The following is a 13,074-nucleotide window of genomic DNA, read 5'->3' as shown; positions in this document are numbered from 1 at the left end:
CAATCCGAGACGGGCAGTCTGCTCAAACCAAACATCAGGGGGTCAATATTGGACGCCGATAACCCCGCTTAGGGGGTCAAAATTGCACGCCGAAACACAATCTCTCGGCTTCGCCTCGCAGGTGAGGTGTTCTGGTGTGATCGAGGTGTTCTTGTCAGCGTCTGGTTCGAACCGGCCGCCCCTCGCGCTTCGCGCAGGGCGGCAAGCTTCGCCGGTTCGACCCAGCCGCCGAATGCCCGTCCTGACCGCCCTTCGCATCACATAGTGATGCAGGGCGGCAAGCTCTCTTCGTTCGTCATGCCAGTCATTCGAGCATCTTTCCCTAAGTGGAAAGATGCTGTCCATTCCAATGTCAAACCGCCCTTCGCTACCTTCGGCAGCAGGGCGGCAAGCTCGCTGAAGAAGCTCGTTTGACATCGTAATGGCCGTATTCTCGGGGGTGTTCCCACCCCGACAATACGGCCAGCAAGAACACCTGATTTGGACTGGGGGGAACACCTTTATCAGTCGGGTAAGATGCCCTTTTGTCAGTCGGGTAAGATGGGCTGTTTCATTCTCAGTCCGACCATAGAATTACGTCCAACCAGATTTATGTGCGGAGAAACTTGAAAGCCTGAGATCTGGAGTTATCTGGATTTCAGAGGGACAGGTACCGAGGGTTTTATGACACTCATTGAGCTACGGCATTTTATGGCGGACCAGACCAAGGACATGAAGTTCGATCTGGCGGCCAGCACCCAGGCTGATTACGCGCGCATCATAAGGGCTGTCGATGGTGACTTTGTCGCCTATCTCCGGTCAGCGCCAGATAGCACTTTCTACAAAAGGAAAGCCGCACTCCTTTGGCGCCTGAGGTTCTCATTGGCGGAGAGCATAATCAGCTTTGATGAAGCCTCAGCCCTAGGCGAGACCAATCTGGGGTGGCGTCTGGATCAGACTCGCGTGTACGCAGATTTGGTCAAGAGCGTAGCAGCTGAAACCCGGAAAGGGGCGCGCTCACAAAAAGGCAAAAGCAAAAAAGTAGGGCTTAAGGCGTTAAGCAAGAAAGGCGACTTCCGCGAACGTCTTGCAACAGCAGCCGGAAAAGCGGGACTCGTTGGGATCCTTGTTCTTTCCATTGCAGGTGTGCGTCCGGCAGAAATCGCGCGAGGCGTTACGCTAGAAGTGTCGAGGGAACACTGGCTTGATATTGATATAAATGGGGTGAAGCATACCCAATCCACCGGTCACAAGCGGCGTGCGCAAAGACACGATGCGCGTAAGTGGAGCCTCACGGCGCAGCTTTTGGCTCTGGTCAAAAAGGCCGGCGGCAAACTGCTGTTTTCTCGTAGCCCCGACGCGTTACGCGACGACATCAAAACAGCGGCTACGCGGGCAAAGCTGCCGCTTACCATCAGCCCTTACACGCTTCGTCACCGTTTTTCTGCGGACCTAAAAAAGGCAGGTTGGTCACCCGTTGAGATAGCGAAAGCTATGGGGCATGCCTCGACAAGGACTAGCGGGCGGTACGCTCGAAAGCAATCAGGTGGAAGCGGCACAAGCAGTATGACGGCCGTGTGGGCTTCTGGCGAGGTGAGGGAGTTCGGCAAGCCAACACTGAAAGAATTCGCTAAAATGGGCTGCGCAAAGCCCAATACGCTGGATTCCGACCAGTTCGAGCCATAGTTAAGTGATAACAGTTGACCCACCTTTCATCTGCTTCGCCCAGAGCCGACATTACGGTTCCGTTTGGGTTGCGGCCCTTACATAGTTCGAATTCGGCCAATCTTCGCTCGACAGGTGGTGCGGCGATATTCAAACTTTGATAGGGGACCACAAAATGACAATCGTACCAGTCGACCAACTCTCCACCGCCGATCTGCAGGTCGATGCGATTTACCAAGGTGGACGCAAGGGCAATGCCGGCGACGACCCGTTGCCCAAGCTGGTGCGCGTCGACAGTCAGGGTGGCTTCCGCTATCGGGGCAAGGTCAAGGGCAAGCTGGATATGCTCGTTCTGACCACGAGCATGAATGATGCCGACTGGCCTGATGAGCTTGATGCCGAAACAGGCATTTTTACTTACTTTGGGGACAACAAGAAGCCGGGACGCGACCTGCATGACACGGGGCGCGACGGCAACCTGATCCTGCGAACGATTTTCGAGCACTCCCGCGCAGGCCAGGAGGGTCGGCAGGTCGTACCGCCGATATTCCTGTTTGCGAGCGCAGGTGTGTCGCGGGATGTTCGCTTCCTGGGGCTGGCGGTGCCGGGCGCAAGCGATCTTGACGCGTCGGAAGAGTTGGTTGCCATCTGGCGCAGTACCAAAGGCGAGCGTTTTCAAAATTACCGAGCACGATTCACGGTGATCGATGCCGCCCGCATGCATCGCGCGTGGGTCGACAGCATTATCGCAGGCAAATCCGATCACTCGCTCGCGCCAGATCAATGGCAGCTCTGGCGTAAAACAGGACGCCGCAAACCGCTAATCGCAGCGCGAACCTTGGAGTACCGATCGAGGAATGAGCAACTGCCGTCGGACCACGATGGCCAAGCAATCATCGACGTCGTGCGTCAGCACTTCAAGAGCCGGCCGCACGCATTCGAGCACTGTGCAGCCGCACTTGCGCGCTTGATGATCCCGGACATTGCTGGCCTGGATGTCACGCGGCCATCGCGTGACGGCGGTCGTGATGCGATCGGTCAGCTTCGCGTAGGCTCCGGACCAAGCGGTATTCTGGTGGATTTTGCCTTGGAAGCAAAATGCTACACGCCGCCGACTGCAGTGGGCGTCAAGGACATGTCACGGCTGATATCGCGGCTGCGTCATCGCCAGTTCGGGGTGATCGTGACGACCTCGTGTGTTGATCTGCAGGCGTACAAGGAGATTAAGGAAGATCAGCACCCGATCCTTGTGATCGCGGCGCAAGACATCGTTGACCTATTGCGGCGCAACGGCCGCGGCAGCGTTGAAGCAGTCCGCACTTGGCTTAGCGAGGAGTTTCCTGCAGAGCACAAGACTCAGGCCTGATCGGCCTTTGCCTCCTGTGTAATCAGCCCGGCCTTGACCAAGCCGGCTCTTTCAACAGCAATGACGGCTTCGAGCGCGGGCTTCGCCTGCTTTGCGGTCGGCTTACGCTGCCAACCACCGGCGGCGTAGCCTGCAATTGTCCTGCAGATACCGGCGACGGTCCAGTGGATGGTACTGGTCTGCTGTCCCCTCTCCGCAACTTCCAACCAGATTGCGGCCGGTATCTCCATGCAGCGAGCAATGCGGTCGTAGTCGGCAACTGTGTGGGTGCCCTTCGGAATCATCGGCCCGCTGATTCCGGTCGAACTGCTGGCGGTCTCATAGGAGAGCTCGGGTGGTAGAGGATCGGACAGTTCAGGAAGCTTATCCTGGATGTCCTTCCAGCATTCGGCCTTCTTGTACCATTCGCTGGGGTTTCGCTGACCTGCTGACTCACGCATGACTGCGTCAAGTTTCGGCGCCCAGTCTGCGATGAGTTGCTCGAGTTCCAGGCTGACGGCTTGTTTCGACCACAGACGGTCGAAGTCGACGCGCCCGCCGCTACGATGTGAGAAGCCGGCCACGACATAGGCAGTGATCTGCGATCCATAGGCTGGGAACTTCATGCTTTTGATCTTCTTCTCGGCAGCGCGGTACAGAACAGAGATAGCGATCAAGCGCTTGAACCAATTCTGGTCTGGCTCGGGAACCGGAGCGTCCTTCAAACGCTGCATGAATATCTGGAAGTTCTTCTGACCGCCAAGGCAGACCTTGTCCGGCAGGCTTTCCCAGGCGCTGAGATAGCGGGCGACATCAAGCTTGCTGAGACGGCGTTGTTTTGGCGTCTGCTGACGGAATGTCTTCGTATCGGAGACCTTGAAGGCAGCCTTCTGTTCGGCGGCGAGGTACGAGCCGCGAGCACGCTCGTAAAACCAGCGGCCTTTGGCGTCATCAAGCCAAGTCGTATTGGCGAGGGTTTCGATCTGCTGATGGAAGGGGTCGTTTGCAGAGAAGTCTGCGAGTTGAACCGTATTCTGGCGGTTAGCTGCGCGCGAAATGGACGACACCATTTCGCTTAGATCAGCGCCCCCGACCTTGATGATTTTTACCGGCACGGACACGTGCTCGAGGTTGAGCGAATCCTTGCGCCGCGCCCGATGGAGAGAGGCTGTAGTCTGTCCGCGGAACGCGAACACTTCGCGAGCTTCCTTTCTGCAGTGTCCGGCAATGGCGGTGAGACGTCCCCGCAGCGTGCCAGGCGGGCGCGCCTGCGATTTGCGAACATCAATGCGCCAGTCGCGGTCCATGCCGGTCGGCAGGTCCACCTGAATGCGGGAAAGTCGGCTGGCTTCGTCGCGTGTCCAGGTGCGAGAACCGCCAAGGCCGAGCCAGCTGCCGGCGACAAGAAGACGCTTGCCGCGGTAAACGTAGAAGCCCTGGCGTGCGCCCCACCCACCTGGGCCGCCTGCGGCCTCGTACTCGGTGTCGTTGGCGAAGCGGTCCCGGTGCGGAAGGACATAGGGCTTCACGCTGAAGGATGAGCCGGCATGCCGGATTCTTTCAACGGGCATGGCGATGGTCGCTGGATGCTGTGTCTGGAACGGGTCCCACGCTTTGACGGGGCGTCCATTGAGAACGATTGCGAGGCGATCGGCATCACCGTTGATGAATCGATGAAAGACCATGCCGAGATGAGCGCGGATTTCTTCGAGGCGAAGGTAAAAGGCCTCCTTGACGAGGCCTGAGAGTCCGCTCAGCTCGTCGATATTCTCCCAGAGGACAACCGTACCGGCGGAAAGTGTAAGAAGTTTCGAGACGAAAGGGTGTTTGGGCAGCGGATCGGGGACGGTGGCGATCCAGCCGCGCGCTGCGATGACTTCGACATCCATCGTTATTCCGGTCGTCGTATCTTCCGCCCGAGAGACGGCGGTCAGGCGGCTGCTTTGTGACAACGATGCGGTCTTCAGGCCCATGCCGAAGCGTCCAAGATCATTCTCGCTGCGGTCGGCGTCAGGGCCGTCACCACCGAGCTGCATCGCCTCAGCAAGGCGCTTTTCGCCCATGCCGCGTCCGTTGTCGAAGATGGCAGCAACGGGGCGTCCGTCGTTCCACTGGAGGTCGATTTCCACAGTGACTGCGCCAGCAGTGATGCTGTTGTCGATGAGGTCGGCTATTGCGGTCTCAGGCGAATAGCCCAATCCCCTGAGTGAGTTGATCAGTGCGGAGGCCTTCGGTGGTATCTCGATGGTACGTTCCGCGGCCATGTCAGGCGACCTGCCGATCAACTGCCTCTTTTTCGCGGGACGATCCGACGAGCTGAGCCTTTAACACTTTTGCGACGGCGAGGCCCAGGAGTGGTGGGACAGCATTTCCGATCTGACGGAAAGCGGCGTTCATCGCACCAGCGAACGTAAACCCGTCCGGGAATGACTGCAGACGCGCAGCTTCACGCACGGATACGGTGCGCTTCTGCGCGCTGTCATAGTGGATATGGGAGTAAGTGTCCTTGCCCATGTGAGCGGTCAGCGTGCGAGACGGCTTGGACGGATCGAGCTTCCACCATTTGTTCGGGAACTTGTTTGGATCGTATGGGGGCACCATGCTGGCGCGCAGTTCCTGAAAGGCCTTCGAGTCTCTATGCACCTTGGTCATGCGCTGTGAAATCAGCTCTTCCTCGAAGAGTTTCTCGGCCAGGGCACGGGCCTGTGGATAGTCGGCGCCGTGTTTGAGCTTGGCGAAGATGGGGAAATCTCGAGGAGTCAGACGAACCAAGTGTCCATCCGTACCGTCCTCGGTCTTGAAGCCGGGCCAAGTGCGCATGGCAACGGAGTATGCCGAAAGGCTGCCTTCAAGCTTGCGATAGGGAAGGACATCGCGAAGCTTACGCTTGCGGATTACCGATGGGTCGGTTGCATGTTCCTTGATCCGAGGAAGGTCTTCGAGTGCATCTTTGACGCCGACGGCGTTCTTGAGATTCTTGTGGGGCACCGGGATCGGGTGGAAGTGAACGCTGTCTTTCTTCACGTGCTTGAGCGCCACGCGACGCGATCCTTCGTAGCCCTTGGGAAGGTCGAGGAAGTGGATCGGCTCGGGGAAAGCGGGCTCTTCGCCGAGTTCAGTAGCGATGGCGACGATGAACAATCGCTCGCGTATCTGCGGCACACCGAAATAGGCGGCATTGAGAATGGTGTATCCGGTTCGATAGCCCGCAAGACCGAGAGTCTCGCAGATTTCCTCTGGGACGTTGTGACCGCCGAAGTTCAGAATGTCCGGAACGTTCTCGATGATGATGACGAGGGGCTGCGTGTCTTCAACGTACTGAAGGAAGCGACGATAGAGGGCGGCGCGAGGGTCCTTCTGGAAGGCATCTTCCTCTCCAGCGACGGAACGAAGCTTGGAGCGGCCGATCCGTGCAAAGGCTTGGCAAGGGAGCCCCGCCGCGAGGAGGTCGAAGGACTCGGAAGCTGAGGTACCCAGTTCGAGGTCTGCGACGAGCTGAGATGCGGAGCAGCTTTCCATGTCGCGCGGGCGCGCCCATTCACTGTCAGCGGCCTGATCCCCACCGAAGTTGAGCGCGTAGCTTGCCGCGGCCTCAGGATCGATTTCGATGTGGGCGGTAAGATCAAAGCCTGCGGTTTTCAGGCCCAGGGACAGGCCGCCGCAACCCGAGCAGATTTCGAGTGCGCGAGGTGTGGCGCCTGAGTGCAGTCTGGCAATCTTGTTGCGGCGTGTAAGCTGCTGTTCCTTGGACGTCATGACTTGAATATTCCCTTGAGCCTTTGACGCAGACCGTCTTTGTTGGCGGTTTCGCATTCCCAAAGGGTAACGACACGCCAGCCACGCTGCTCAAGTTCCTCCCGCACGCGTTCATCACGTGCAACGTTGTTCTTGAATTTTTTGGTCCAGAATTCAACGTTGGATTTGGGGGTATAGCAATAACGGCACCCGGCATGACGGTGCCAATAGCAACCGTGAACGAAAGCAATAGTGTTCCGGCCTGGAAATACAAGGTCAGGGGAGCCTGGAAGGTCTTTGCGGTGAATGCGAAAGCGTAAGCCAAGGGCATGAGCAGTCTTGCGCACCGCCATCTCAGGGCCAGTATTTTTGCCCCGAATACCGCTCATCATCCGTGAACGCTGTTCGCCTGTTACGATATCCATGCGGGGCCCCAACGACGACCAGACGCCGATTCACTTTACATTACATTAACCGAGACACCTGCGTTTTGTGTTGGGACAGGAAGCTAAATGGCTGACGCCGATGCGCCGCGTTGAGGTTGAACCTACGAGCAACTCATACAGCCACCGTCGAGACTCGGAATCTTACGGCCGTTCCGTAGAAAGCTAGCTGGCTAGCTCCGTGAACATGAGGAGAACGCCCGTGGGACTTTCGTGGGACTTTCGGTCCCACGACGAGCCACAACAGCGAAAAAATCTCACTTTGTTCACATGGTCCCTAAAATGAGGGTTGCACCAAATCCCCGGCTTCTCTATGTCTCCGCGCAGTCGGGGCGTAGCGCAGCCTGGTAGCGCATTTGTCTGGGGGACAAAGGGTCGTGGGTTCGAATCCCGCCGCTCCGACCATCACACTCTTTAATTGCTTGCTGCTGGCCCTGCGCGGCATCCTTGCGAGCGCCAGTCCGTCGGAGCTTGCCCATGCCGATGACATCGATGGATGTTGGCCCAGCGCTGCAACGGTGGCCAGGGTTGAATGGGGCCCGCACCAATCTGGTCAATCATTCCGAAAACCAGACTTTCCGCGTTGATACTGCTGACGGGCAGTGCTTCATGCTCCGGGTCCACCGCGCTGGGTACCAGTCGACCTTGTCGATCCAGAGTGAGTTGGCGTGGCTGCAGGCGCTGCAACGAGATACCTCCTTGCCTATCCCCCAGCCAATTGCCGGCTGCGATGGCGAGCTGCTGCAGCGCTTCATTGCTCCTGACGGATCAGTGCGCATGGCGGTGCTGTTTGACTATATTCCAGGCCACGAACCGGTGCTTCCAGATAATCTGGATGGCCTGTTCGGCACATTGGGCAGCTACGCAGCTACGCTACACCAGCACGTCACCACCTGGCAGCGTCCCGCTGACTTTGAACGTCCCAGTTGGCAGGCCGCGACCATCCTCGACATTGACGGGCCGTGGGGTGACTGGCGCGTCGCACCGGGGGTCGCTGCCCACAACCGCCCGATTCTGGATCGTCTCGATGCCATGCTTTGGCAACGTCTGGCTGACTATGGAATGGATGCAGATCGTTATGGGCTGATCCATGCCGATATGCGGCTGGGCAATGTGCTGGTCGATGGGGAGAACGTTTCGCTGATCGACTTTGACGACTGCGGTTTCTGCTGGTTCACCTATGATTTTGCCGCGGCCATCTCCTTTCATGAGACCAGTCCCGCCATACCAGCGCTCCGCTCGGCCTGGATCGAGCACTATCAGACAGTTCGCCCGCTCAATGACAGGGACCTTAAATCCATCGATAGCATGGTGATGTTGCGCCGCATGGCGCTGTTGGCATGGATCGGGTCGCACGCGGAAACCGAGCTGGCGCAGCAGTATATGCCCGGTTTTGCCGATGGGACTGCGGCACTGGCCGAGCGTTATTTGCGCGGCGCCATCTGGCCCGAATAGCGTAGCCTGAATTGGAGGAAGCAGAGCCCCAGACTTCGCGCCCAGATGATGCACGGGCCGCCGCCGATAACCGTTGCAGACCTCCGATGAACCTTCAGCGCCGCTTTGCCCTCCGCCTGGGCCTATCTTCTCGCATCGGCTGGCGCGCCGACACGCGACCGCACAGCGGTTCGCACGAGCCTTTGCGGAGAAGGCCTATCTGCCCGATTCTGATCAGTTCGATCTGGCCTGGTGCCTAAGCCGAAGTTTGAGGTGTTAAAGCCCCACACGAGGCCAAAGAACAACCACATATGGCGCCAATGTTCGCCCTCATGCAGCGTTGAGCACATGACGATGCCAATCAACGAGATCATTAGCGCGATTGAGATTTCGTCTTTTGTTCGCCGATAGTTCCGGATGGATGCCACCACGCTTCCAACGGCGAGAATGACCCAACTGATCCCACCGCCCCAGCCGTAATTGACGAAGGAGCTGAGCCAGATGTTGTGGATCGGCTCGGGGAAGATCTTCTCGAGCTGGAGCACCCCGAGGCCAATAGGGTTCTGCAGGATCATCGGCAACACCAGCAGATAGCGGTGGTACCGACCTTCCTCCCCGAGGTCGTAGGACTTGGCAAAGGTGAGGCGATCAAGAAGCTTGGTGGTGAACTCAGCCGAAGTGAGGCTGGCGAAAATGAAAAGGACGACGCTGGTCAGGAAAAGGCCGCCGACAATCAGCATCAGCCGACGCGGGCGCCCTCGATTGTGGAAGAAAATGTAGGCCAGAAAGCACGATAACGTCGCGACAACGCCGATGCGCGAGAACGAGAGCAGGATGCCGAGCAGGACAATTGCCAGCGCCCCACTCAGCAGCACCTTGCTACCTTGGCCACGAGAGAGGAAGTAGGCGCAGAAAATCACGGCCGGAATCAGGAATGAACCGTACATGTTGGGATCGTCAAGGAGGCCCCTGGCGCGCCCGTCCCAGGTGAGCAGGTCCGACTGGAGCAGGAAGCCGATGGTGCCCAGGATTGAGGCAATCACACACGAGGCGATGTAGACCTTAAAGAAGGTCTCGAAGTGTCGGCGGTTCCAGCTCATCGAAGCAAAGGCGCCGAACAATCCAATGGAAATAGCGAAGGTCTTGGCCAGCAACTCGAAACTGACAAACTCCTCATCCAGGTGCGGGAGCGACGCCAGGAAATAGGAAACGGCCCATGCCAGAAGCAGAAGCGAGAGCGCCACGGCGCGGCGCGTGGCCTCCAGTTTTTTGAAGAGCCGCATATGCACCAGGGTGATCACAAACGATGCGATGAACAGCATATCGACGGGCGAGGGCCGAAATAGTGTGAAATTCATCGCCAGTACGGCGGCCCAGAAGACCATGTTTCGCATCGAGAAGACCGCGAAGCGCAGACCGGCAACGCTCACCCCGATGTCGCGCGTCCCACTGCGGCTATCCGCGTCCGTACTCATGGGGCGAGGCCGTAGCCGAGCAGAAACTCCATCGAGCCCAGCCCCTCACAATCAGGTGCGTTCGACGCAAAATGCGTGCGCGCCGTTGCATTGACGCAGCGGTAGACAGGCACGGACCCTGTCTGCTCTGCAGCAAATAGCCAGCCTGCGGTTCGCTCACGCACATAGCCGTTCGCTTTGCAGCTGCCATCTTCGGCGATCGTGTGATCCAGATGACCGGGCCAGTCACTGGAACACTCGGCCACCTTTATACTCGCAACACCCTCAGGCGCGCCTGTCAGCATGTATGCGACCGTCTTGTCGCGGCGGAAGACGAGCCTGTCGCCGGTCAATGGCCCGGTGGATGTGACGTAGATTTCGTGCTTCGGGTCCGACCAGCGTGTCAGCGCCGTTCCAACCTGAACTGGGATTGGCCTGTCACCAAAGGCCAGCGACACCTCGTGATGGACTAGGTAGCGGCTTTCGAACCCCTCGTCGGGCGGAACATAGAGATAGCTCAGCAGGAAATGGCGATTGATGGCGTTGCTGCCATTGTCCGGATTCAACATGGTCCCGTAGGCAACCAGACCGGTGGCGGCTGGACGTTCCCAATCCGATCCCTCGATCACAACCAGGGGTTCCTTGAGGTCAACAAAGGACACCTTGTCCTTTGACAGCGAGAGCCGCAGTCCGCCGAACCATGGATCGGTGGCGACGACAGCAACCCAGCCCGGCTCCAGCAGGTAGGCGGCGCCTTGGCCAACGAAACCGATCGCCGTTGCCTTGCCTTCAAGACCCGGCTCGCTCCAGGCGCCCTCATAGTATTTGTGCCAGTTTGTCGGATCGCTTGCCGGCGCCCGAGCAGCGATCGTCTGCCAGTCGGAATTGCGCAGACAATATGCGTAGAGATAGCTGTCGAGACCATCAATCATCGTACAGTCGCCCTCGCCGGTGATCCTGTCCGGCAGCGGCGAATCGGGGCCGGTGATGACGGTGCCCAGATCGGTCCAGGTAAGGCCTTCGTCGGCGGAAGTTGCAATCGCCATCGACTTGTCGGTACGCCCCTGACTGTAATTGCAGGCGGCTTCCTGGTGCACCAGCCCAAGGGCTCCGTCATCGGATCGCATGATCGAGGTCAACCAGCGTCCGCAGTCGTTGATGCTGCCCGGTTCGCCCGGCTGCAGGACGGGCTGGCGCGCGCCAGCCATATCCCATAGTGAGGCGCCTTCAATGGCATAGGTCGCGCCGTTGGCGCTGAAGCCTCGAAATGATCCGTTGGCTAATTTCAGGGCAGTGAAGGTCGCATCAAGCTCGTCCGGGAACGGCCCGCGCACGACGACGGGCGGACCCACGCGAACCTGGAGACATTCGACGCAGATCTCACTATTGGCAAGTTCTGGCTCGGCTGCATCGACCGCTCCGAAGAACGCCATGACAGCAAAACCGGCAGCGTGGAGCGGGGCGTACCTCATCATGTGCTCAATACGCATTTTCAAAATTCAGTAGCCGGACCGGGGTCATCATCACAATGTAGAGGTCAAACAGAATAGACCAATGCTCGATATAGTAGAGGTCGTGGTTTACCCGCTGCATGATCTTGTCGATGGTGTCCGTTTCTCCGCGCCAGCCATTGATCTGGGCCCAGCCGGTCATGCCGGGTTTGACGCGGTGGCGCGCGAAATACCCTTCCACAGCGTCGTAATACAGTTTGTTGTCCGCCTTGGCCTGCAACGCATGGGGGCGTGGCCCCACGATGGACAGTTCACCCTTGAGCACGTTGAACAGCTGCGGCAGTTCGTCGATCGAGGTCTTGCGGATGAATTTGCCGACACGGGTGACCCGCTGGTCGCCTCTGGTCACCAGCTTGGCCGCACCAGAATCCAGCATATCGCTGCGCATGGAGCGGAATTTGTAGATATTGATCAGTTCGTTGTTGAAGCCATGCCGCTGCTGCATGAAGAACACCGGCCCCTTGCTTTCCAGCTTGATCGCGATGGCTGTAGCAATCATCACCGGTGACAGCAGCACCAGTGCGGTCAGTGCCACGACCTTGTCGAATACCCATTTGAAAACGAGGTTCCAGTCCGAGATCGGCCGGTCGGCCATGTCAAACACGGCAATGTCGCCGACATAGGAATAGGCCTTGTTGGTGAATTTGAGCTTGCTCATATGGGCCGACAGCCGGATATCGACCGGTAGTACCCAAAGTTGGGTCAGCATGTCGAGCACACGCTTTTCCGCCGATAGGGGCATCGACACGATCACCAGATCCACCGTGGTGCGCCGGGCAAACTCGATCAGGTCAGCAACCTTGCCCAATTTGGGCACGCCGGCCACGCTGTCGGGTGAGCGATCATCGATGCGGTCATCGAACAGGCCGAGCATGGTAATGTCATTGCTGGCACTGGCGCGAATCTGCTCGATCAGGATCTCGGCGTCGCTACCACCGCCCACGATTGCCGTGCGGCGGCGCAACCGTCCCTGCCGGGTCCAGACCATCACCAGCGCGCGCAATGCCATCCGGTAGACTACCAGCAATACCGCACCACCGAAGAACCAGCTGGCCAGCCAGACGCGCGAGAAAAGATCGCTGGCCTTGAGGAAGAAAATTCCAACCGCCAGCACCACCATGACCAGCGTCCATGCGGCGAGCACGCGGCCGATCTGGGTCAGGATCGTCCGATAAGCGCCAATGCGGTGTGTGCGCGCGGCATTGAACAGCACATTGGCCAACAGACATGACGCCAGGATAACCGGAATGTAGAAGGCCGGCTGTCCCAGTTCGACGTAAAATTCGTAGATGCCGTAACCCAATATCGCCAGGAGCAGGGCCTCAACGACCTGGGCGATGCCCACGACAACAGCCCCGGAGATCGTCGGCTCTACCGGCGCGGCGATGATTGCCTCGGCCTGGGGGGAGAGTTCGGTGGCCTCCCGTTGAGAGGCGGCATGGTCAAGCAGGGCCTGCTTGGGGTCAACACGATACATTAGGCGCTACCAGTCTGGGATACTGCGCGCC

9 protein-coding genes and 1 tRNA gene are annotated in these 13,074 nt (G+C 58.6%); 4 read left to right on the top strand and 6 right to left on the bottom strand.

Annotation, left to right across the window (positions count from 1 at the left end; translation table 11 throughout):
• The first annotated feature begins 663 nt into the window (after window positions 1–663).
• Together Q8O80_RS21035 and Q8O80_RS21030 are read left to right on the top strand one after the other, a co-directional pair.
• Window positions 664–1,665 (top strand): tyrosine-type recombinase/integrase, encoded by a 1,002-nt coding sequence (locus Q8O80_RS21035; RefSeq protein WP_305583021.1) that lies wholly within the window; start codon window positions 664–666, stop codon window positions 1,663–1,665.
• Between the two features lie 154 nt (window positions 1,666–1,819).
• The gene (locus Q8O80_RS21030) at window positions 1,820–3,010 is read left to right on the top strand and encodes a restriction endonuclease (protein WP_305583019.1); all 1,191 of its coding nucleotides are present in this window, start codon (window positions 1,820–1,822) and stop codon (window positions 3,008–3,010) included.
• Here Q8O80_RS21030 and Q8O80_RS21025 read toward each other — a convergent pair.
• Genes Q8O80_RS21025 through Q8O80_RS21015 form a run of 3 tightly spaced genes read right to left on the bottom strand, consistent with a single transcriptional unit; the run spans window position 3,001 to window position 7,149 of the window.
• Window positions 3,001–5,253: an AIPR family protein gene (locus Q8O80_RS21025; RefSeq protein ID WP_305583017.1), complete on the bottom strand. Its 2,253-nt coding sequence runs from the start codon at window positions 5,251–5,253 to the stop codon at window positions 3,001–3,003. The two genes, Q8O80_RS21030 and Q8O80_RS21025, sit on opposite strands and share 10 nt — an antisense overlap.
• A 1-nt stretch (window position 5,254) precedes the next feature.
• Window positions 5,255–6,745: a DNA cytosine methyltransferase gene (locus tag Q8O80_RS21020; RefSeq protein ID WP_305583015.1), complete on the bottom strand. Its 1,491-nt coding sequence runs from the start codon at window positions 6,743–6,745 to the stop codon at window positions 5,255–5,257.
• Window positions 6,742–7,149: a very short patch repair endonuclease gene (locus Q8O80_RS21015; protein WP_305583013.1), complete on the bottom strand. Its 408-nt coding sequence runs from the start codon at window positions 7,147–7,149 to the stop codon at window positions 6,742–6,744. The genes Q8O80_RS21020 and Q8O80_RS21015 overlap by 4 nt, the downstream gene beginning before the upstream one ends.
• 346 nt (window positions 7,150–7,495) lie before the next feature.
• On the opposite strand from Q8O80_RS21015, the gene Q8O80_RS21010 reads away from it, so the two are divergent.
• Window positions 7,496–7,572: transfer RNA gene (locus tag Q8O80_RS21010), tRNA-Pro, on the top strand.
• A gap of 72 nt (window positions 7,573–7,644) precedes the next feature.
• Window positions 7,645–8,622: a phosphotransferase enzyme family protein gene (locus Q8O80_RS21005; protein WP_305583011.1), complete on the top strand. Its 978-nt coding sequence runs from the start codon at window positions 7,645–7,647 to the stop codon at window positions 8,620–8,622.
• A gap of 122 nt (window positions 8,623–8,744) precedes the next feature.
• On the opposite strand, the gene Q8O80_RS21000 is transcribed toward Q8O80_RS21005, so the two are convergent.
• The 3 genes from Q8O80_RS21000 to Q8O80_RS20990 are packed head-to-tail and all read right to left on the bottom strand — an operon-like array spanning window position 8,745 to window position 13,043.
• Window positions 8,745–10,076, bottom strand: coding sequence for an O-antigen ligase (locus tag Q8O80_RS21000; protein ID WP_305583009.1), 1,332 nt, complete (start codon window positions 10,074–10,076; stop codon window positions 8,745–8,747).
• Window positions 10,073–11,545 (bottom strand): hypothetical protein, encoded by a 1,473-nt coding sequence (locus tag Q8O80_RS20995; RefSeq protein WP_305583007.1) that lies wholly within the window; start codon window positions 11,543–11,545, stop codon window positions 10,073–10,075. The genes Q8O80_RS21000 and Q8O80_RS20995 overlap by 4 nt, the downstream gene beginning before the upstream one ends.
• On the bottom strand, window positions 11,535–13,043 hold the full coding sequence (locus tag Q8O80_RS20990) for an undecaprenyl-phosphate glucose phosphotransferase (protein WP_305583005.1): 1,509 nt from the start codon (window positions 13,041–13,043) through the stop codon (window positions 11,535–11,537). The genes Q8O80_RS20995 and Q8O80_RS20990 overlap by 11 nt, the downstream gene beginning before the upstream one ends.
• Window positions 13,044–13,074 lie beyond the last annotated feature (31 nt).

Source organism: Devosia sp. (genome assembly GCF_030689745.1).
Lineage (GTDB): Bacteria > Pseudomonadota > Alphaproteobacteria > Rhizobiales > Devosiaceae > Devosia > Devosia alba.
This window is presented reverse-complemented; position numbering and strand designations above follow the sequence as displayed.